The sequence below is a fragment of the Streptomyces hypolithicus genome, from assembly GCF_052934925.1.
In genome coordinates this window covers 777,976-798,027 of the sequence record NZ_CM128811.1, presented here as the reverse complement: position 1 = coordinate 798,027, position 20,052 = coordinate 777,976, and the positions used below count along the sequence as shown (strand labels likewise).

The 20,052-nt window shown below is 72.2% G+C and carries 11 protein-coding genes and 2 pseudogenes; 4 read left to right on the top strand and 9 right to left on the bottom strand.

All coding sequences use genetic code 11. The features are described 5' to 3' along the window. Positions 1 to 96: 96 nt before the first annotated feature. Both ACU6WZ_RS03845 and ACU6WZ_RS03840 read left to right on the top strand, forming a co-directional pair. A pseudogene (locus ACU6WZ_RS03845) lies at positions 97 to 417 on the top strand (Scr1 family TA system antitoxin-like transcriptional regulator); the annotation flags it as partial. Further along, positions 399 to 680, top strand: a complete 282-nt coding sequence (locus ACU6WZ_RS03840) for a DUF397 domain-containing protein (RefSeq protein WP_447031716.1) — start codon at positions 399 to 401, stop codon at positions 678 to 680. The pseudogene ACU6WZ_RS03845 and the gene ACU6WZ_RS03840, both read left to right, overlap by 19 nt. 139 nt (positions 681 to 819) lie before the next feature. Here the strand turns inward: ACU6WZ_RS03840 and ACU6WZ_RS03835 are convergent, their stop codons facing one another. From ACU6WZ_RS03835 to ACU6WZ_RS03815, 5 genes and pseudogenes are all read right to left on the bottom strand, one after another. Continuing rightward, complete coding sequence (locus ACU6WZ_RS03835) at positions 820 to 1,236, bottom strand: VOC family protein (protein ID WP_447031715.1); 417 nt, start codon at positions 1,234 to 1,236, stop codon at positions 820 to 822. A 76-nt stretch (positions 1,237 to 1,312) separates the two neighbouring features. Beyond that, complete coding sequence (locus ACU6WZ_RS03830) at positions 1,313 to 2,113, bottom strand: ABC transporter permease (RefSeq protein WP_447031714.1); 801 nt, start codon at positions 2,111 to 2,113, stop codon at positions 1,313 to 1,315. Continuing rightward, a complete protein-coding gene (locus ACU6WZ_RS03825; RefSeq protein WP_447031713.1) occupies positions 2,110 to 3,144 on the bottom strand; it encodes an efflux ABC transporter ATPase subunit, DrrA-related in 1,035 nt (344 codons plus the stop codon). The genes ACU6WZ_RS03830 and ACU6WZ_RS03825 overlap by 4 nt, the downstream gene beginning before the upstream one ends. A 60-nt stretch (positions 3,145 to 3,204) precedes the next feature. Then, positions 3,205 to 3,411, bottom strand: coding sequence for an MbtH family protein (locus ACU6WZ_RS03820; RefSeq protein ID WP_447031712.1), 207 nt, complete (start codon positions 3,409 to 3,411; stop codon positions 3,205 to 3,207). Further along, positions 3,408 to 13,957, bottom strand: a pseudogene (locus ACU6WZ_RS03815) (amino acid adenylation domain-containing protein). The gene ACU6WZ_RS03820 and the pseudogene ACU6WZ_RS03815 overlap by 4 nt, the downstream one beginning before the upstream one ends. A gap of 320 nt (positions 13,958 to 14,277) precedes the next feature. Here ACU6WZ_RS03815 and ACU6WZ_RS03810 point away from each other — a divergent pair. Continuing rightward, complete coding sequence (locus ACU6WZ_RS03810; RefSeq protein ID WP_447031711.1) at positions 14,278 to 14,595, top strand: hypothetical protein; 318 nt, start codon at positions 14,278 to 14,280, stop codon at positions 14,593 to 14,595. 93 nt (positions 14,596 to 14,688) lie between these two features. Here the strand turns inward: ACU6WZ_RS03810 and ACU6WZ_RS03805 are convergent, their stop codons facing one another. Together ACU6WZ_RS03805 and ACU6WZ_RS03800 are read right to left on the bottom strand one after the other, a co-directional pair. Continuing rightward, entirely contained in the window at positions 14,689 to 15,405 is a 717-nt protein-coding gene (locus ACU6WZ_RS03805) for a class F sortase (RefSeq protein ID WP_447031710.1), read from the bottom strand. Further along, positions 15,402 to 17,075, bottom strand: a complete 1,674-nt coding sequence (locus ACU6WZ_RS03800) for a DUF4331 domain-containing protein (RefSeq protein ID WP_447031709.1) — start codon at positions 17,073 to 17,075, stop codon at positions 15,402 to 15,404. The genes ACU6WZ_RS03805 and ACU6WZ_RS03800 overlap by 4 nt, the downstream gene beginning before the upstream one ends. A gap of 470 nt (positions 17,076 to 17,545) precedes the next feature. Here ACU6WZ_RS03800 and ACU6WZ_RS03795 point away from each other — a divergent pair, with 470 nt between their 5' ends. Further along, on the top strand, positions 17,546 to 17,875 hold the full coding sequence (locus ACU6WZ_RS03795; protein ID WP_447031708.1) for a hypothetical protein: 330 nt from the start codon (positions 17,546 to 17,548) through the stop codon (positions 17,873 to 17,875). Between the two features lie 11 nt (positions 17,876 to 17,886). Here the strand turns inward: ACU6WZ_RS03795 and ACU6WZ_RS03790 are convergent, their stop codons facing one another. After that, the gene (locus ACU6WZ_RS03790) at positions 17,887 to 18,432 is read right to left on the bottom strand and encodes a hypothetical protein (RefSeq protein WP_447031707.1); all 546 of its coding nucleotides are present in this window, start codon (positions 18,430 to 18,432) and stop codon (positions 17,887 to 17,889) included. A gap of 107 nt (positions 18,433 to 18,539) precedes the next feature. Next, complete coding sequence (locus ACU6WZ_RS03785) at positions 18,540 to 19,901, bottom strand: type 1 glutamine amidotransferase family protein (RefSeq protein ID WP_447031706.1); 1,362 nt, start codon at positions 19,899 to 19,901, stop codon at positions 18,540 to 18,542. Between the last annotated feature and the right edge of the window lie 151 nt (positions 19,902 to 20,052).

The following is a 20,052-nucleotide window of genomic DNA, read 5'->3' as shown; positions in this document are numbered from 1 at the left end:
TCGAACAGTTGCGACATTCTCCTCAAAAGCTCTATTCAAGCTGATTTCGGTCTAGGTTCAGAACTACTCAAACCAACATATAGGTGATGCGAACGTCCTCTGAGAGAGTGGCGGGGGCAGTTGGAGTACCTGGGGGAGATGAGCGAGCGGGACGAAGTGACGGTTCAGGTGTTGCCGTTCAAGGCGGGGCCGTACGGACTGGACAGCACCGATGTCTGGTTCCTGCGTCTGACAGGCGGGCGTACCGTGGCCTATACCGAGAACGCCTACAGGGGCGAACTCATCGAGGCAGACACGCCGGTTGAACGGCTGCAACGTGTTTATGATGCGGTACGTGACTTGGCCTTGCCCCCGACCGAGTCACGGAAGTTCATCCTGCGCATGTTGGAGGAAGTACCTTGCGATCCCTCGACCTGAGCGCCGTTAACTGGCGCAAGAGCTCCTACAGCAACTCGGACGGTGGCGCGTGCATCGAGGTCTCCGACGACTTCGTTGCTGCCTGGCGCAAGAGCAGCTACAGCAACTCGGACGGTGGCGAGTGCGTGGAGGTCTCCGACGACTTCGCGGCGTTCGTCCCTGTGCGGGACAGCAAGAACCCGCACGGACCTGTGCTCGCGTTCGCGGCGGACGGCTGGTCGTCGTTCGTGTCCGCCGTCAAGGATGGCGAGCTGCGGGCCTGACCGCTGGCGCGGGCTGCTTCAACGAGTCGGCCCCCGGAGACCATTTGCTGGTCAGCGGGGGCCGTCGGCGTCTTCGCGCGCGGGCTACTTCTTGGCCGTACGGCGTCCTCGCGTCGCCGGGCTCCGTGGGTGCACGCTCTCAGTTCGCCGGGGCGAAGAGCTCCAGGGCGATGTTGTCCGGGTCACGGAACTCCAGGATGTATCCGGCGCCGATGTCCTTGATGCCCTCGTGCGGGACACCCTGTTCGTCGAGCACCTTCACCGCCGACTCCAGGTCCGCGCGGCCGCCGACCGCGAAGCTGACGTGGTCGAGGCCCGTGCGGTTCTCGCTGAAGCGGTCCTCGGAGACCGGGCGCAGCCCGAACAGCGAGTCACCGAGCTGGTAGATGACGCCGCCGAAGAGGAAGGAGAACTGTTCGCGCGTCTTCTCGTCGGCGTCCGGCGGCAGTTGGAACGCCACCGGCAGCCCGAAGACCTTGTCGTAGAAGGCGCGGGAGCGGTCGATGTCCGACACCGTGAGACGGACGTGGGCGTAGGCTCGAGTGTTGATAGTCATGGCTTCATGCTCCACCTTCCGGCGCGGGCAGGACCGAAACGGCACGCCGACCCGCGCCTTCCACGCGTACCAATCCTCATCCCAGGGCCACCCGGCGAAAGCGCGTCAGCGCCAGCAGCATGAAGGCGCCGGTGATCAGGCAGGCGCAGGCGAGCGCGTACGGCAGGGCGTGGACGACGGGCCAGGCGTCGCTCACCGGGACACCGCTGGGCGCCGGGTTGCCGAAGAGGTCCCGTACGGCCGTCGCCGTGGCCGAGACCGGGTTCCACTCCGCCACCGCGCGCAGCGGCCCCGGCATCGTGTGCGTCGAGACGAACGCCGACGACACGAAGGTCACCGGGAAGAGCCACAGAAGGCCGGCGCTCTGCGCCACCTCCACACTGCGGGCCATCAGCCCGATGGCCGCGCCGACCCACGACATCGCGAAGGCGAACAGCAGGATGAGGAGGTACGCGAGCACCGCGTCGGTGACGGACGCGGCGATGCGCCACCCCACCAGGAGCCCGCACAGGGACGTCACGACCAGCGTCACGGTGCTCATGAGCAGGTCGGACAACGTGCGTCCCAGCAGTACCGCCATCCTGGGCATGGGCAGCGACCGGAACCGGTCCACGATGCCCTTGTCCATGTCGTTGGCCAGACCCAGCGCCGTGAACGCCGAGTTGAAGGTGACGGCCTGCGCGAAGATCCCGCCCATGAGGAATGTCCGGTAGTCCGCCCCGCCGAGGCTGCCCCCGAAGACGTACGCCAGCAGCAGTACGAACATCACGGGCTGCACCAGGGCGGCGATCACCGAGCCCGGTGTGCGGCGCAGATTCAGCAGGTTGCGCCAGGCGACGATGGAGGAGTCGCGGGCCAGCCGCCTGACGGACGTCATCGCCCTGCCTCCCGTGCGCCCGCGCCGACGATCTCTTCGGGGGCCGCCGGTCTGCCCGACGTGTCCACTCTGCGGGAGGCCTCCGGTTGGCCGGTCAGGGACAGGAAGACGTCGTCGAGCGTGGGCGGCGAGAGTGCCACGTCCCGTACGGCGATGTCCGCCAGCCGCAGGCAGCCCAGGGCGTATTCGAGGCTCTGCGCGCCGTGTTCGGTGGCGACCGTGAAGCGTCCCGTACGGGAATCCAGGGCGGGCGCGTGCGGACCCAGGGCGCCGAGGATCTCGGCTGCCGCCGCCCGCGCCCACGGGTCGGCGACGGTCAGCGACAGCCGCTCGCCCCCGACCCGGCCCTTGAGTTCGGACGCGGAACCCCGGGCGACCACGGTGCCGTGCTCGATGACGACGATGGTGTCGGCCAGCTGATCGGCCTCTTCCAGGTACTGGGTGGTGAGCAGGACCGTCGTACCGCTGTCGACCAGTTCCTGGATGGAGGCCCAGGTGTCCGCCCGGCTGCGCGGGTCGAGCCCGGTGGTCGGCTCGTCCAGCACGACGACGGGCGGGCGGGCGACGAGTGCTCCCGCGAGGTCGAGGCGCCGGCGCATGCCACCGGAGTACGTGCCGCTGGGCCGGTCGGCGGCGTCTTCGAGCCGGAAGCTCTCGAGCAGCAGACCCGCTCTGCGCCGGGCGGCGTGCCGCCCCATGCCGTACAGGCGGGCGACCAGGTAGAGGTTCTCGCGGCCGGTCAGTTTCTCGTCGACCGCCGCGTACTGGCCCGACAGGCCGAGGTTGCGCCGTACGCTCTCGGGGTCCTTGCGTACGTCGTGCCCGGCCACCCAGGCCTGCCCGCCGTCCGGCCGGAGCAGGGTCGACAGCACGCGCACCGTGGTGGTCTTGCCCGCCCCGTTCGGGCCGAGCACCCCCAGCACGGTGCCGGGCGCCGCCTCCAGGTCCACACCGGCCAGGGCCTGCTTGTCCCCGAAGCTCTTGGTGAGCCCTTCGGCGCGTATCGCCGCGTTGTTCTGCCGCTCCGTCATCGCTGCCTTTCGTCGCGCGGTGGTCTGCAGGCCGGGATCGCGGTGGTCTGCAGGCCGGGATCACGCTATGGCGACGCGGGCGCTCCTGGGGGTGAGGTCCGTCCAGTGCAGCTCCACGTACTCCAGGCAGGCGGCGTGGGCGGCCGGGCCGAACGCCGCCTCCCACCCGGCGGGGACATCGGCGAAGGACGGCCACAGGGCGTGCTGGCCCTCGTCGTTGACGAGGACACGGTGCTGGGTCTGCGGGTCGTCGAATGGGTTGGTCATGAGTGGTCTCCCTGCGCGGTGTGGTGGCCGGCGCGCAGCGCGGCGGCCAGGGTCGTGCCGATCTGCGCGCGCGCAGCCGGCTGCATCATCTGTGCGTGCGCGCACGCCACGTCGTGGTTCTCGATGTGTCCGTCGATGTACGGCGCCCAGAGTTCGAGTCCGAAGGCGTCGCGCGGGCGGCCCTCGGCGGCGGTGAAGAACAGGACGGGGCCCCGGAACGTGCGGGGGGTGTACCTGCGCATCAGCCGTGCCTGGCCGGCGAAGTTGTCCACCATCGTGTCGATGGTGGCCGGTTCGAGAGACCCGAGCGGGCTGCCGGCGCGGCGGAAGGCGTCCCGTACGGCGGTGGCCTCGACCTCGCCGTCACCTTCGAGCGCTTCCTCGCCCACCCCGAGGTTAGACAGAAGTGCCCGGAACACGGTGTCGCGGCTCGCGCTGTCCAGGTCGTCGAGCGGCGCGAGCGGGAAGGCGTCGAGGATGGTCAGCAGCGCGACCTGCTCACCGGCCTCCTGGAGCTGCACCGCGACTTCCTGCGCAAGGTTGCCGCCGAAGGACCAGCCGAAGAGGTGGTACGGCCCGTGCGGCTGCACGGCGCGCAACTCGCCGACGTACACGGCCGCCATCGCCTCCATGCTGTCCGGGAACGGGGCCGCGCCGTCGAGATTGGGGGTCTGGAGCCCGTACACCGGCTGGTCGGGGTCCAGATGGGGCAGCAGCCCGCCGTACGCCCAGGCCAGTCCGCCCGCCGGGTGGACACAGAACAGCGCCGGGCGGTCACCTGTGGTGCGCAGCGGCAGCAGTGTCGCCAGCGGGTTGTCGTCCGCGGCGTCGAGGAGGCGTTCCGCGAGCGCGGCGACGGTCGGCGCCTCGAAGAGGCTGCGGATGCTGGCCTCGACGCCCAGGGTGGCGCGGATACGGCCGATGAGCCGGGTCGCGAGCAGGGAGTGACCGCCCAGTGTGAAGAAGTCGTCGTCGATCAGGACCTGTTCGACGCCGAGCACCTCCGCGAAGAGGGTGCACAGCACGTCCTCGCGGGGGTTGCGAGGGCCCCTGCCCCCGTCGTCGGCGCGGGCGGACGGCGCCGGGTCGGGCAGGGCCTTGCGGTCGAGCTTGCCGCTGGTGGTGAGCGGGATGCGGTCCAGGGGCTGCCAGCCGGTGGGGACCATGTACGCGGGCAGATTGCGGGCCGCGTGGGCCCGTACCGCCGCGAGACCGGCGGACGCCTCGGACAGGACCAGATAGGCGGCGAGCTGTGTCCCCGCCGGGCCGCCGTCGTGGGCGGTCACGGCGGCCTGGACGACGTCGGGGTGGGCTTCGAGTACCGCCGCGACCTCGTCGGGCTCGACCCGGAAGCCGCGCACCTTGACCTGGCTGTCGGCGCGTCCGGCGAATTCCAGTGCGCCGTCCGCGCCGCGCCGCACGCGGTCTCCGGTGCGGTACATCCGTGCGCCGGCCGGGCCGTACGGATCGGGTACGAAGCCGCGTGCCGTCTCGGCCGGCCGCCCGTGGTAACCGAGCGCGAGGCTGTCGCCGGCGAGGTACAGGTCGCCGGTCACCCCCACCGGCACGGGGCGCAGCCGTGCGTCCAGCAGATGCGCGCGGGTGCCGGTGACCGGCGTACCCAGGACGGGGCGGTCGGTCCGCGCGAGCGGGGCGACGAGGGTGTCGACGGTGGCTTCCGTCGGACCGTAGAAGTTGAAGGACAGCACATCGGGCACCTCGCGCAGCGCGGTCCAGAGTGCCTGCGGGACGGCTTCGCCGCCGAGAACGAGGACCGACGGGCGGTGCGGGCCCGTCGCGAGCAGGCCGGCGTCCAGCAGTTGGTGCACGTGGGTCGGGGTCGACTCCAGTACGTCGAGGCGCCGTTCACGCACCGCTTCGACGAGCGCTTCGCAGTCGCGCCGGGTCAGGTCGTCGAGCACGTGCAGCTGGTGCCCGTCGATCATCCACAGCACCGGGTCGAGAGAGGCGTCGAAGGACAGGGCGGCGGTGAGGGCGACCCGCAGCCGCCGGTTGCCGCTCGCCCGCACCGCCGGGGCGAAGACCTGCCGCCGGTGGTGATCCAGCAGCCGGGCCAGCGAGCCGTGCCCGACGAGCACCCCCTTGGGACGCCCGGTCGACCCCGAGGTGTGGATGAGGTAGGCCGCCGTGTCCGGCCTGGGCCTGGCGGCCGGCGCTGGGGTGGCCGGCGCTGTCAGGAACCGGGCCGATTCGGCGCTGTCGATGACCAGCCGGGGCCAGACCTCCGCGACCCGGCCGGCCGTGGCGTCGGCGGTGACGACGAGCCGGGGCCCGGCGTCGTTCAGGACGGCCTCGATCCGCCCCTGGGGAAGGGACTCGTCGACCGGCGCGTAGACGGCGCCCGCCTTGAGCACGCCGAGCAGGGTGGCGATGGAGTCGACGGACCGGGGCAGCAGGACGGCCACCACGTCGCCGGGGTGCGCACCGGACTCCCGCAGCAGGGCGGCGATGCGCTCGGAGCGTGCGTCGAGCTCCGAGAACGAGATCCGGCCGTCGGGCGCGGTGACCGCGATGTCGCCGCTGCGGGACGCGGCGACCGTCTCGGCGAACCGGTCCAGGACGGTGGCGGGACCGGTGGACAGGCCTGGTCCTGCGGGCTCGCCTCCGTGGCCGAGAGCCAGCAGCCGCGTCTGCTCGACCTCGTCGATCAGCGGCAGGTCGGCGATCCTGGTGTCGGGTTCGCCGCCCGCCCGGTCGAGGAGCCGCAGGAGCCACTGCGTGATCCGGTGCGCCGTACCGGTGTCGAAGAGATCCCGGCTGAACTCCAGGGTCGCGTCGAGGGTTTCCTCGCCGGGCGCTGCTCCGGGCCGCTCGGTGAAGCCGAAGGACAGGTCGAACTTGGCCCCTCCGGTGTCGACCCCCTCCATCCGCGCCCGCAGGCCCGGCAGGTCCAGGCGGGGCGGCCGGGTGTTGTTGAGGGTGAGCATGACCTGGAAGAGGGGGTGGCGGGTGAGGGAACGCGTGGGCTGCAACGCCTCCACGAGCCGCTCGAACGGCAGCTCCTGGTGGGCGTAGGCGGCCAGGTCGGTGTCCCGTACCCGTGCAAGGAGATCCCTGAACGTCGTCTCGGGGCTCACGCTGGTGCGCAGGGCGAGCGTGTTGACGAAGAAGCCGACGAGCGGTTCGAGAGCCTCGTCCGTCCGCCCTGCCACCGGGGTGCCGATCGTGATGTCGTCGCCTGCCCCGGCGCGGTGCAAGGTGGCCGCCAGCGCGGCGTGCAGGACCATGAAGGTGCTGGTCGCGGACGTCCTGGCCAGCCGGCCGAGGGCCGCGGTCGTGTCCGCCGGCACCTGGCAGGTCACCACGCCGCCGCGGCCACTGGAGACCGCGGGCCGGGGCCGGTCAGCCGGCAGCGGTGTCTCCTCCGGTGCGCCGGACATCTCCGCCGTCCAGTAAGCCAGTTGACCGGCGGACAGCGAGGCCGGGTCGGCTGCGCTGCCGAGCAGCCCGCGCTGCCACAGGGTGTAGTCCGTGTACTGGACCGGCAGCGGCGCCCAGCTGGGCGAGCGTCCGGCCGTCCGTGCCGCGTACGCCCCGGCCAGGTCCTGGGCCAGCGGCCCCATCGACCAGCCGTCGGCCGCGATGTGATGCACCGTGATCAGCAGCGTGTGCCGGTCCTCGGCGAGCCGGAACAGCTCGGCGCGCAGCGGTATCTCCTGCGCCAGGTCGAACGGCCGCCCGCTCGCGTCGCGCAGGGCCTGCGCGAGGGCCGGCTCCTCCAGGGCGGTCACCGGCATGCCGGGCCGCGCGTCACCAGGGGCGAGCACGGCCTGGAAGGGTTCGCCTTCGCTGACCTTGACGAGGGTGCGCAGGCTCTCGTGCCGGGCCACCACGTCGGCGAGCGCCCGGTGCAGCGCCGTACGGTCCAGCGCGCCGCCCAGCCGCACCGCGACGGAAATGTGGTACGCGGCGGACTCCGGGTCCAGCTGGTGCAGGAACCACAAACGCTGCTGCGCGGGGGAGAGCGGGGGCAGGGCGGGCCTGGGGGACCTGCGCAGCGCGGGACGCGCCGTGCCCGCTTCGTCGAGCCGCTCGGCGAGCGCCGCCGGGGTGGTGGACTCGAAGAGGGTACGGACCGGGAGCTCGACGCCGAACGCCGAACGGATCCGGCCGATGAGGCGGGTGGCCAGCAGCGAGTGCCCGCCCAGCTCGAAGAAGTCGTCGCTGCGGCCGACCCGTTCGTGCCCGAGGCTCTCCGCGAACAGGGCGCACAGGATCTCCTCCGGTGCGGAACGCGGCGGATCGGTGTCGGCCGCGCCGGTCCCCGCATCGGTCCCCGCGCCGGTCCCCGCATCGGTCCCCGAGCCGGTCCCCGCGCCGGAAGCGTCGTGCTCTGCCGTGGGGAGCGCGGCGAAGTCGACCTTGCCGTGCGCGGTCAGTGGCAGCGCGGCCACCGGTATGACCGCTGTCGGCACCATGTACACCGGAAGCCGGTCGGCCAGGTACGCCCGCAGGGCGCGGGTGGACAGTTCCTGCCCGTCGCACGCGACGACCCAGCACACCAGCCGCGCACCGCCCCCCGCGTCCGCCTGTACGGCGACCGCCGAGTGCGCCACGTCGGGGTGCCCGGTGAGCACCGTCCCGATCTCGCCGGTCTCGACGCGAAAGCCGCGTACCTTGACCTGTCCGTCGGCCCGCCCCACGTATTCGAGGCGGCCCTCCCTGCGCCGCACGAGGTCGCCCGTGCGGTACATCCGGGTCCCCGGAACGCCGTACGGGTCGGGCAGGAAGCGGGTTGCTGTGGCCGCGGGGCGGTTCTCGTACCCGCGGGCCAGCCCGGCGCCCGAGAGGTAGAGCTCACCCGTGGCGCCCGGCGCGACCGGGCTGAGCCGCTCGTCGAGTACGCGGGCACGGGTGCCTGTGACCGGGTGGCCCAGGTGGGGGCGGGTGCCGGCGGTGACGCGTCCCATCACGCTGTCCACGGTGGTCTCGGTGGGCCCGTACAGGTTCCACACCGCGATGCCCTGGAGCGTCGACAGCTCCTGCCACAGCGACTCGTTCACCGCTTCGCCGCCGAGCGCGAGGACGCGCGGACGGGGTTGTCCCGGGGCGAACAGGCCACAGGTGCGGAGCTGTTCGAGGAAGGACGGCGTGGTCTCGACGACATCGATCGCGCTGCGGTGCACGAGAGCGGTGAGCGCCTCGGGGTCGCGGCGCGTCGCGTCGTCCACCAGGTGCAGTTCGTGCCCGGCGATCATCCACAGCAGCGGGTCCCAGGAGGCGTCGAAGGTCATGGCCGCCGTGAGCGCCACCCGCAGCGGGAGGCCGTTGTTCTCGGCCTCGGCCGGCTCCATCAGCTTCTCGCGGTGACTGGAGAAGAGGTTCGCCAGGGACCGGTGCTCGACGACGACGCCCTTGGGAAGCCCCGTTGACCCGGAGGTGTAGAGCACGTACGCGGCGTCCTCGGCACCCGGCGTCCTGGGGGGTGTCCGGGGCGGCTGTTCGCCGGCCGGGCGCCACACCGCCGGGTCGTCGAGGAGCAGACTCGCCGCCGCCGGAGGCAGCGCGTCCTGCGTTTCGGCCGTGGTCAGCAGCACCCGGGGCGCGGCGGTGTCGAGGATCAGCTGATTGCGGGTACGGGGATGCGAGGGGTCGATCGGTACGTACACCGCTCCGGCGCGCAGCACACCGAACAGCGCCACGATGTGCAGCGACGTCCGAGGCAGGGCCACCGCCACCCGGTCGCCGCTGCCGACTCCCGAGTCCCGCAGCACGCAAGCCAGTTGCTCGCTGCGGGCCAGCAGTTCCCCGAAGCTGAGGCGGCCGTCGGAGGCGACCACGGCGGTACGGCCCGGCTGGACGGCGGCGCGCGTGGTGAGCACGTCCACCACCGTCCAGCCCTCACCGGCCGTCCCCTGGTGGGCGAGGGAAGACCCGGCCACCGGCTTCTGCGAGGCCCGCGGCAGCAAGTCCAGGGCGGCGTCGTGCTGGTCGGCCGTCAGGAAGCCGCCGTCGGCCGTGGGGCGGTCGGGGTCGGCGAGCGCCGCGCGCAGCAGCCGCGTGAAGTGCTCGGCGAAGCGCTCGGCCGTACTGCGGTCGAAGAGGTCCTCGCTGAACTCCAGCTCGCCGCCGACGCCCGCCGGCGCCCCCTCACTGTCGTGTTGCTCGGTCAGGTCCCAGGTGAGGTCGAACTTCGCCCCGGAGCGGCCGACGGAGGCCTCGTGGCTGACCTGGAGGCCCGCGAGTGCGGGGCGCGGCGCCGGAGTGTTGTTGAGGCTGAGCATGACCTGGAAAAGCGGATGGCGGGAGAGGGAGCGCGCCGGCGCCATCTCCTCGACGATGCGCTCGAACGGGATGTCCTGGTGGGCATACGCCGTGAGGTCGGCGCGCCGGAGGTGTCGGCCCTGAGGACCAGCGTGTTGACGAAGAATCCCACCATGTCGGCGAGGGACTCGTCGGTGCGCCCCGCCACCGGCGTGCCGATCGCGATGTCGTCACCCGCGCCCAGACGCGTCATCAGGGCGGCCAGCGCCGCGTGCAGCACCATGAACGTGCTGGCGCCGCAGTCTGCTGCGAGCCGGACCAGCGCACGGTGCGTGGCGGCGTCGAGCCGGACGGGCACCGCCCCGCCGCGGCCCGACGCCCGGGCGGGGCGTGAACGGTCCGTGGGGAAGGTCTGCTCCTCCGGGAGCCCTTCGAGGAGCTGCGCCCAGCGGGCGAGCTGGCGTCCCGCGAGGCTGTCGCCGCTCCGGGGGTCGCCGAGCAGGTCGCGCTGCCACAGGGCGTAGTCGGCGTACTGCACGGGAAGGGCGTCCCAACGCGGAGCCTCGCCGGCGGTGCGCGCCGCGTAGGCGGCGGCCAGGTCGTGCATGAGCGGACCCATCGACCAGCCGTCCGCCGCGATGTGATGGAGCGTCAGTACGAGGACATGCTCGTCCGGCCCGGCGGGGAACAGCTGTGCGCGCAGCGGCAGTTCACGTCCGAGGGCGAAGGGCGTGCGGTCGGGCTCGACGGGTACGCAGCCCTCCGGCATCACCACGAGCGCCGGGCGGGCCGACGCCGGGGCGAGGATGCGCTGGTGGGGGCCTTCCTCGTCGACGGCGAAGAGGGTGCGCAGACTTTCGTGCCGCCCCACCAGGTCGGCGAGTGCGTCGGCGAGCGCGCCCGGCTCCAGCTGGCCCGACAGCCTGAGAGCAACCGGCAGATGGTAGGCGGCGCCGGCTTCGCCCAGCTCCTCCAGCAGCCACAGCCGCTGCTGCCCGAAGGACAGGGGCAGCCGGTCGGGGCGCGGCAGGACGGCCTCGACCGGCCCTCGCGCTGTCGCGGCGGTGTCCAGTACGGCGACGAGACCGGCCGGGGTCGGCGACTCGAAGAGGGCGCTGATCGGAATTTCGACGCCGAAGGCGCCGCGTACCCGGCTTACCAGGCGGGTCGCCAGCAGCGAGTGCCCGCCCAGCAGGAAGAAGTTGTCGTCCCGGCCGGCCCGGGGCAGGCCCAGGCATTCGGCGAAGGCCGCGCACATCAGTTCCTCGTCGGGGGTGCGCGGTGCGCCGCCGCGGGCCGGGACCGGCCTGGCTCGCGGCAGGCGGTCGGTGTCGAGCTTGCCGTTCGGGGTGAGCGGCAGCCGCGGCACCGTCGCCCACGCGGTCGGCACCATGTGCTCGGGAAGCAGGCCGGCGAGAGCGTCCCGTACGTCGGCGAGATCGGCATCGGTACGGTCGGCACCGTCGGCGTCGGTACGGCTGGCGTGGGCACGGCCGGCGTCGCCACGGCCGGCGTGGGCACGGTCGGCGTGGGCACGGTCGGCGTCCGCGAGGTCGGCGTCGGGTGTGGCCGCTTCGGTCACCAGGTACGCGGCGAGCCGTTCCACCTCGTCCGGGGAGCCGGTCAGGGCGACCGCCGCCTCGGTGACGCCCGGCAGGCTCCGCAGCGCGGACTCGATCTCGCCGGTCTCCACGCGGTAGCCGCGCACCTTGATCTGGCGGTCGCTGCGACCCAGGAACTCCAGGGTGCCGCTCTCGCTCCAGCGGGCGAGGTCTCCCGTGCGGTACATCCGGCCGCCCGGCAGCCCGAACGGGTCCGGCAGGAACCGCTCCGACGTCAGCCCCGGACGCCCGGAGTAGCCGCGCGCCACGCCCTCGCCGGACAGGTACAGCTCACCGGCCGCGCCTCGCGGCAGCGGATGCAGCGAGGGATCGAGTACGTACGCTCCGGCGCCGGCGACCGGGCGGCCGATGACCGGGGTGTCGCCCGTGATCCGGGTGGTCACCGCGTCGACGGTGGTCTCGGTGGGGCCGTAGAAGTTGAAGACCAGAAGGCCTGCCTGGGCGGCGAGTTCGTTCCACAGCGCGTCGTCGACGGCTTCCCCGCCGAGGGCTATGACCAGGGGCCGGTGCCCCGGTGCGGTGAGCAGCCCGGCGGTGAGCATCTGGCGCAGGTACGTGGGAGTGGTCTCGATGGCGTCGATGCGCTGCTCGACGAGGAAGTCCACCAGAGCCTCGGGGTCGCGGCGGATGTCGTCATCGACGATGTGCAGCTCGTGGCCCGCGACCATCCACAGCACCGGGTCCCACGAGGCGTCGAAAGAGGTGGCCGCGGTCAGGGCGACCCTCAGTCTGCGGCCCAGGGTCCGCTCGGCCAGCGCGTGGGTCTCCTGCCGGTGGTGTTCCAGGAGGTTGCTGAGCGAGCGGTGCTCCACGACGACGCCCTTGGGCCTGCCGGTGGAACCGGACGTGTAGATGACGTAGGCCGCGTCCCGGATGCCGGGCCGGTCCGGTTCGGCCACGACCGGTTCCAGGCCCGCCAGCGCCGGGTCCACGAGGGGGAGCGTGGCCTGCGGGTCCATGGTTCGGGCGGTCTCCGCCGTCGCGACGAGCGCGATCGGCTGCGAGTCCTCGATCATGAAGGCGAGCCGGTCGGCGGGGTACGAGGGGTCGAGCGGCAGATACGCGGCGCCCGTCCGCATCACCGCGAGCATCGCCACCACCAGGTCCGTGGACCGGGGCAGACCGACTGCCACCCGGGTGCCGGACCCGGCGCCCCTGGCGGCCAGTACCCGGGCGAGGGTGTCGACCTGGGCGTCGAGCTCCCCGAAGGTGAGCCGGGTGTCGCCGCAGACCACGGCGGTGTCCGCAGGCGTGGCCCGCGCCTGTTCGGCGAGCTGCTCGGGGAGGGTGGCCGGGTTCTGCCCTTCGGCGTCGGCGGGGGTGGGGGCCGGGGCGCCCAGCCCGAGGACGTGGAGCCGTTCGTCGTCGCCGACGACGTGCAGGCTGCCGATCGTCCGTTCGGGGTCGTCGGCGAAGGCCTCGATCAGACGGCACAGACGCTCGTGATGGGCGGCCAGGTCCTGCGGGGTGTAGAGGCCGGGGTTGCCGAGCAGGTCGACATGGATCCCGCCGTCGGCGTACGAGGCATGCACGGCGACGGCCATGTCCTCCACCGGACCGATGGACAGGTTGTGCAGGGTCGCCTGGTGCGGGCCGAAACTGAGCCGGTCGTCGAACGCCAGGACGTTGACCGAAGGCCCGGTCAGCGGGACGTCCGTGCCGGTGAGGCCGAGGTCGTGGCGCAGGCTCTCCGACGGGTAGCGCTGGTGCGCCAGGACCTTGCGGGCCTGGGCGGACGCCTGCTTGGCGACGTCCGCGATCCGGTCGGACGGTGATATGCGCAGCCGCATCGGCAGGACGTTGCTGAGCATGCTCGGCGTCGTACGGGCCAGCGCGGTGCGCCGCCCTGTCACCGGCAGTCCGAGTACGACCTCCCCGAGCCCCCGGCTGCGGTGCAGATAGACCGCCATGGCCGCCATGAACAGCGTCGGCCATCCGGCCCCGGCCCGCTTGGCCGCCGCGCGCAGCCGTTCGGCGTCGGGGGCCGCGAACTCCCGGCGTACGCGCAACGACCCGTGTCCGGGGGAGCGCCGCTCCTTGGCCAGGCCGGTGGGGGTAGGGGCGCCGGCCAGGTAGTCCGCCCAGAACTCGCCGTCCTTGCGATGCTTTCCGGAGGTTCGGTACGTCTCCTCCTCCTCGACCAGCGCCGCCAGGGCGGGATCCGGCCGGGGCCCCTCGCCGGCGGCGGCCGGGGTCGCGGAATCGGTGTAGACCTCGGCTATCCGGGCGAGGGCGAGAACGGCGCCGTATCCGTCGAGCGCCAGATGGTGCACCTGCTGGTGGAACAGGTGGCGTTCCCCGGCCAGGCGGTAGAGCGTCATGCGCACGAGCGGCCCGGTGGCGATGTCCGCCGGCCTGCCCAGCGACTCCTCCATGCGCCGCAGCGCCTCGGCGTGCGGGTCGTCGTACTGCGACAGGTCGACCAGCGGAACCTCGATGTCCGCGCTCTCGTGAACGCGCTGAAAGGGAACTCCGTCGCGCTCGCCGAAGGTCAGCCGCAGCGCTTCCCTCTCGTCCGCGACCCTGCGCACGGCGGCCCGGAGGAGCTCGGGGGCTATGCGGCCTTGGATATCGGCGTACTCGGCCACGTTGTACGACGGGTTCTCCGCGTCGATCCGCTGGGCGAACCAGAGACCGCGCTGAGCCGCTGTCAGCGCGAGCGTGTGGAGCGGAGTCCCGTCGTACGGTGCGTCGGTCACGCGTTCTCACCTCGGTAGAGGACCACCGGAAGCCGGTCGGCATCGCGGTTGCGAACCTGTGCGATGGCATACGTATGCGCGGTCGCCATTTCCAGATAGTCGCCGTTGCCCCGAATGGGCTGTCACATCAGTCGTTCGGAGTCACACAGCCACCGGATTGGCGGTGTGATGCACGGCACATCCATGTGGGGCGACTTTCGGACTTCACAAGCGCATACAAGTCAAGGGGCGTTGATTTCGCGCCATCCACCAAACCGTGCGGCCGGTGGCTTCGAAGATCCCGCGTCGGAGTTCAGCCGTACGAGACCACTGGAGCGTCCATGAAATTCCACGCCACCGTGCTGCGTTGGGGCGCCGCGACCGCGGCCGCCGGTGCACTGCTGATGTCGACCGCGACCGTCGCCGGAGCCGCCGAGGCCCATGAACCGGCCGCACCGAAGGCGCAGTCCATACGCGCGGACCAGCCGCGCGAGGCGCCTTCCGCCGTCACCTCCGCCTACCGGGGTGTGCAGGGCGGCAACCTGTGCCTGCTCTCGCGCTGTTCGGTCGGCGGGCCCGCGTCCGGGGGCAACGCCGGACCGAGCAACACTCAGGGCTTCAACCTCTGCCTGCTCGCGGTCTGCAGCGTCCGTCCCTGACGCGACGCCCTGCCCCGACGCCCTGACACGACGCGGGCACAGCACTGTTCCGGAGGCCGTCAGTGGCCTCCGGAACAGTGCTGCGTGCGTTGGCTAGGTCTGAGGTTCGCTGGTGCCGTCGAGCGTCGCGTACACGACGACGTTGTCGCTGTACTCGTTGCGCGTCCGGTCGTACGCGCCGGCGCAGGTGATCAGCCGGAGTTCGGGGGGGCCGGTCGTCGGGTAGACCGTGCCGTTGGGGAAGTTGTCCTTCTGGTACTGGCGCAGCGCCTGGACGACGAAGGTGACCTCCGAGTCGTCACCGCGCCGGACGGATACCGTGTCTCCGGGCTTGAGCGAACTGAGGCCGTAGAAGGCGCCGGGCCCGGTGTCCGAGTCGACGTGGCCGACGAAGACCGCCGCACCCGGATCGCCCGGCCGGGGGCCGTCGGTCCACCAGCCGACCTGGCCGGGGTCCTCGGGGACCCCGAGCCGGCCGTCCTGCTGGACCCGCAGGGGGGTGAGGTCGCCTTGATCGAGCCCGATGGCGGGCACCAGGAGGCGCGTCGGCCGCGCCGTGGCGGAGCCCGCGTTGGATGCGCCGCCGCCCGGGCCCCCGTCGACGTCGAGGGTGCCCACCTCCAACCTCGACGCCGTCCGCTTGGGGGCGTCGACCAGCGCGGAGCTGCCGAAACCTGCCAGGGCCAGGCCGGCGGCCGCGGTCAGGATGACGGCTATTCGTCGCCCGCGCGACCGCCGGTGCCGGCCGTGCCGCGGTCGCCCGCCCTCGAGAGAGGAGAGCGGGCGACCGGAGAGGGTGTCGTCGTTCATGCCTGGTCGGGACGCCGCCGACGCAGGGCCAGAACGCCGGCGCCTGCCAGCAGGACGCCACCGCCCACGGCCGTCACGGCCGCCACGGGGAAGTCCCCGCCGAATGCGGTGCCGCCGAAGCCCGCGCCGACGCCGCCGTCGGGCTGGAGCAGGTTGGCCTGGTTGACGGAGGCGTTGTTGGGCAGCGCCACGTACGGGAAGGAGTCGCCCGGCTGACGGTAGGGAACGTCGACGCCGTCACCCGCGGCCAGTGCGGGCACGAGCTGGCCGGTCAGAGCCGCGCCTTCGAGGGCCTGCAGTTCGATGTCGAGGACATCGTCGTTGAGCCGGCGGCCGTTGGGGAATCCGGCCAGGTCCTTGGCGAGAACGCCGAGCCGGTTGGGGTTCTTGGACGGCGGGATCGCCATGTTCAGCCGCAGTTCCTCAGCCGGGACGATCTTGTTCTTGTCGGCGTCGGCGTTCAGCCGCTGCGAGTTGAGGTCCGCCTTGATCGGGCCGCACGCCTTGCAGATGCCGGTGAGGAAGATCTCCACCAGGTCGTTGCGGGGGGTCGCCGGGGCCGGGATCCCGTAGATGCTCTCCACGAGCTTGGGCACGATCGGGTCCTTGACCTTGTCCACGACAGGGGTGACCGTGCGGTCCTGGTCCGGAGTCAGGGCGTTGAACGCGTCCTTGAACTTCAGTGGTACGACCACCTCGTTGACCAGCGGGTTGCCGAGACGCGAGACCTGTCGCCAGCCGCCCTCGCCGCCCTTGCCGGGGACGGTCTGCGCGTCCGTACCCTTGCCGTCCCCGGTCGTGGAACTCTCGCTGCCCTTACCGCCGTTGGGGGTGACGACCGCGCCCTGGCGGTCCGTGGTCGACCACACGCCGATCACCGGGTTGCGGGTGGCGTCGCCCTTGAGCGCCAGGTCCTTCTTGGGGACCTGGATCGCGAGGGTGTTGACGTTGTAGCCGGCGAGCGTGTTCTGGCCCGTCTCCGAGAGGTCCCCGCCGTAGAGCAGGTCGAAGAGCCGCAGGTCCAGGAAGAACGAGTCGGATGCCTGCCCCGCGAACGTATGCCCGCCGCCCGGCAGCCCCAGCACGGCCTCCTTGCGCAGCGAGGCGTAGTCGGGCATCGACGCCTTGCCCACGTTCGAAGGCGCCGCGGGGGCGTCCTGGAGCAGGGTCTTGGTGTTGCCATGGGCGTCGGTGACCGTCAGGTCGTACGTCTGACGGAAGTTGAGGGTCTTGTCGTTCAGCGTCCTGACGACACCGGTGTTGTAGAGGAACTGGTTGGCGTCGTCGCGGATGCGGTCCCTGAACTTCCAGGTGTACGTGGTGTCGGGCTTGCCGTCGCCGTCCGCGTCGACCTTGATGGTGTAGCGGGCGTCATTGGCGAACGGGTAGAAGTTCGGGCCGCCGTTGGGCTCTTCGAACGGGATCCAGTTCGCCACCAGGGTGACGGTGTCGGGCTTGTCGGGACTGGTGAAGGCGTAGACGTCGGTGTTGTCCGCCTTCGGGTCGCCGGCCGTCAGCGGTGCCTCACGGTGGCTGGAGGCGGAGCTGGTGGCGGGTGCCAGAGCGGTGAGGGTGCCGGCGGCCGCGAGGGCGAGAACGCCGAGCGTGGCGAGAGCGCGTTCGGCCGGGCGGGCCGTCAGCTTTCGTCGTGACAGGAGGGAGGACTGCATGGGCCATCCGTTTCCGGTGAGGGCCTGCCCGAGGATCTGAAGGCGGACCGGCTGAGAGATGCGGACGCTCGAAGCCCCACTCGGGCCCGTCGGGCGTCGCCCAGAGCGGCGACAGCCATGCTGCAATAGGCCCAAAATGTGACGTTAAGCTAGAAATAAGGCACCACGTCAGCGGCACGGCGGCAACGGGGCCTGAGCCGAATGAGGCGAGAGCGTCCGGGACTTGCGTGAGCCGGCCTGGCGGCCGCGCTGAGCCGTGCGGGTGAGCGATGGCTCCCCGGCCGCCCGCGCGGCGGTGCATCGGGTACGAGTGCGCTCGCGTGCCGGAAACCTGCCCGCGCCCCGTCGCCGGGACCTGTGGCGTCCACCTGTCTCAGCGGGGTCCACCGATCTCAGCGGAGTCCACCCATCTCAGCGGCGGTCCACCGTTCTCAGCGGCGGTCCACCCCATCTCACCGAAGGCGAAGAGAATGCACACCCCTCCCCGACGTGTCACGGCGGTCGTCACACTGGCCGCCGCAGCCCTTGGCCTGGCCCTCGGCCTGAGCGGCTGCGCGTCGCGCACCGGCCGGCTCGACGTGCAGCCCGCCACCCCGTCGCCCAGCTGCCGGGTGCATCAGACGAAGGAACCGGGCGGCCAGTACACCGCGGGGCCCGGCGCCGACACCGGCGCCGTCCTGGAGATGATGCGCTACTACGCCGCCAACGCGGCGAAGCCCTTCTGTGACGGCGCACCGGCCACCGACGCCGACCGCCGCTGGACCGAGCTCTACGCCGAGCTCGGCGGCCGGAGGGTGTAGGGAGCCCGCGGTCACAGCTGCCCCGCCGTCAGGCCGGGGATGCTCTCCAGGGCGCGCCGGGTGTGCGGCCGGGACGCCAGGCGGGCGGCGATCGCCGGGTCGGTGCGCCCGAGGAACGCGAGGTGCCGGATCGCGTGCGCGGCCACCTGGTCCACGGTCAGGTCCCGCGGCTCGGGGTATCCGGGGCGCTCGGCCCGTGCGACGTCGAGCGGGTCCGGCACGGCCCGGCTCGCCCGGCCCGGATCGGGGTCCGGGTGGACGACGTACGTCAGGATGATCTGCCCCTCCGCCGTGGCGCGCCAGCTCGTGGAGTGCACGATGTGCCCGTCGTCCCCGTCGTCCCCGTCGTCCCGCTCCTCCAGCAGGGCCAGCCGGCGGGCGGCGGCGTCGGGGCGGGCGCGGTGGCCCAGCGGGGCGAGCAGCCGGCGGTAGGCGAAGCCCTCTACCGGGTCGTGGCGCAGCAGCAGGGTTTCGACAAGGACCTGGGGGGTTTCGGCGGAAGGGGCGGGGGCCGGGGCCGGCGTCGTCGGGCTCACCCGGCAGGTCGTGTCGTGCATCGAGGTGGCTCGCCTTCCAGCGCGGGTCGAGGAGTCTTGGCCGACGTCCGCACGCTATTGCAGAACGTGTGCAAGTGCACCACGAGGGCACCTGAGGGTGGCGTCCGTTACCCGTGCGGCGGCGCCTCGGGGCCGGTGCCGGTGCCGGGGCCGGTACCTTCCGAGCTCGTGCCCCCGGACTCGGTCAGCTGCCACACCGTCCGCTCGGCAGTGTCCCGGATGCGTACTCCGCCCGCGGCCAGGGCGTCACGCAGATGGTCCGCGAGGTCGTACGCGCCCTGGGTGCGCAGCTGCCTGCGCAGGTCGAGCAAGGGGTCGACGATGCGGCCGAGTGTGTGCTGAGGTTCCGTCAAGCCCTGCTGGGTAGGACCCGCGAGCTGGCGGATCATGCCGCGCAGAACCGTGCGGGCCCATTCCCCGCCCTGGTCCTCCTCCATGTCGGCGCCCCACGCGGCGATCACCGCTTCCAGGCCGAGGATCGCTTCGACCATGGCCTGCGCGTCCTGAGCCGCGCGGGCGGCTTCGAAACGGGCTTCGGCGGCCGGGACCGCCTCCTGCAGGGTGGCCGCGCCCTGGTCGTCGGCGGCCTCCTGGCAGGACCGGGTGGCGTCGCCGTCGGCCGGGGCCGGTCGGGTCGTGGGCGTGGGCGCCTGCGCACGGGCCGTGCCGCTCACCAGGGCGCGCAGTTCCTCCAAGGTCAGGGTGGAGCCCGTGGGAACGAGCGTGCTGACGCCGCGACGCCGGACGGTCAGCACGCCGCGCCCCCACACCCGCGCCACGGACGCGGGCAGGTCGATGATCACGGCGGTGTGCTCGTCGATCCCCAAAACTGCGCTGTCCTCGGGCAGTTGCTGCTCCAGAGCCGCCAGGCGGGTCTCGCCGAGGTAGCAGAAGCGGGTGTCGTGCGTGCCGCCTTCGGCGTTGTCGTAGTGCGGGATCACCACGACCTGCAGGCCGAGCGCGCCCAGCAGGTCGAGGCCCTTCAGCCAGACGGGGGGGTGCCCGGCCTTGTAGACCTCGTACACCGGCAGCGCGGCCAACCCGACGGTGCACGCCGCCGCGGACGCCATCACCGTCACGCCGAACCCGCGGCGCACCCGCTCCGACAGGATCGCGCCCAGGCCCTGGGCGTGCCAGCGGTCCAGCGCGTACGACGGGCTGCCGGGCCCCGAGAAGACCCAGGCGGCCCTGCGCACCTGGTCGCGTACGCCGTCCGGGTCGCCTCCCGGCTGCGGGCCGGGGTCAGCGTCGGGCACCACCGCTGTGGTGAGCCCGACGCTGCGCCGGAAGTAGTCGCGGGCGCGCGCGGAGATGTCGTCGCGGTTGACCTGGAACCCGTACGGCGTCTCCAGGATCAGCGCACCGGGCTCACGGCCGAGGTGCGCGGCCAGCTCCCGGTGCAACGTCACCATCGTGGGGCTGGTCTCGCCCGAGCCCATCAGCGCCAGAACTCCCCGCTCAGAGTGCATTCAGACCCCAGCCCCTCCGCCCCGCGCCCACGGATCCGCTCTCAGCAGCCTCCGTATCCGTACCCGCCGCACTCCGGGCCCATGCCGGTACGGGTCGGCTCAGCCGAGCACCGCCACGGGCTCCGCGTACCGTTTGCGGCGTTGTCGTCAG

Bases quoted from the DNA above. Each gene is read 5' to 3' on its own strand.
- ACU6WZ_RS03830 (WP_447031714.1), bottom strand. From the start codon at position 2,113: ATGACGTCCGTCAGGCGGCTGGCCCGCGACTCCTCCATCGTCGCCTGG.
- ACU6WZ_RS03785 (WP_447031706.1), bottom strand. From the start codon at position 19,901: ATGCACTCTGAGCGGGGAGTTCTGGCGCTGATGGGCTCGGGCGAGACC.
- ACU6WZ_RS03825 (WP_447031713.1), bottom strand. From the start codon at position 3,144: ATGACGGAGCGGCAGAACAACGCGGCGATACGCGCCGAAGGGCTCACC.
- ACU6WZ_RS03795 (WP_447031708.1), top strand. From the start codon at position 17,546: ATGCACACCCCTCCCCGACGTGTCACGGCGGTCGTCACACTGGCCGCC.
- ACU6WZ_RS03835 (WP_447031715.1), bottom strand. From the start codon at position 1,236: ATGACTATCAACACTCGAGCCTACGCCCACGTCCGTCTCACGGTGTCG.
- ACU6WZ_RS03820 (WP_447031712.1), bottom strand. From the start codon at position 3,411: ATGACCAACCCATTCGACGACCCGCAGACCCAGCACCGTGTCCTCGTC.
- ACU6WZ_RS03800 (WP_447031709.1), bottom strand. From the start codon at position 17,075: ATGCAGTCCTCCCTCCTGTCACGACGAAAGCTGACGGCCCGCCCGGCC.
- ACU6WZ_RS03805 (WP_447031710.1), bottom strand. From the start codon at position 15,405: ATGAACGACGACACCCTCTCCGGTCGCCCGCTCTCCTCTCTCGAGGGC.
- ACU6WZ_RS03810 (WP_447031711.1), top strand. From the start codon at position 14,278: ATGAAATTCCACGCCACCGTGCTGCGTTGGGGCGCCGCGACCGCGGCC.
- ACU6WZ_RS03790 (WP_447031707.1), bottom strand. From the start codon at position 18,432: ATGCACGACACGACCTGCCGGGTGAGCCCGACGACGCCGGCCCCGGCC.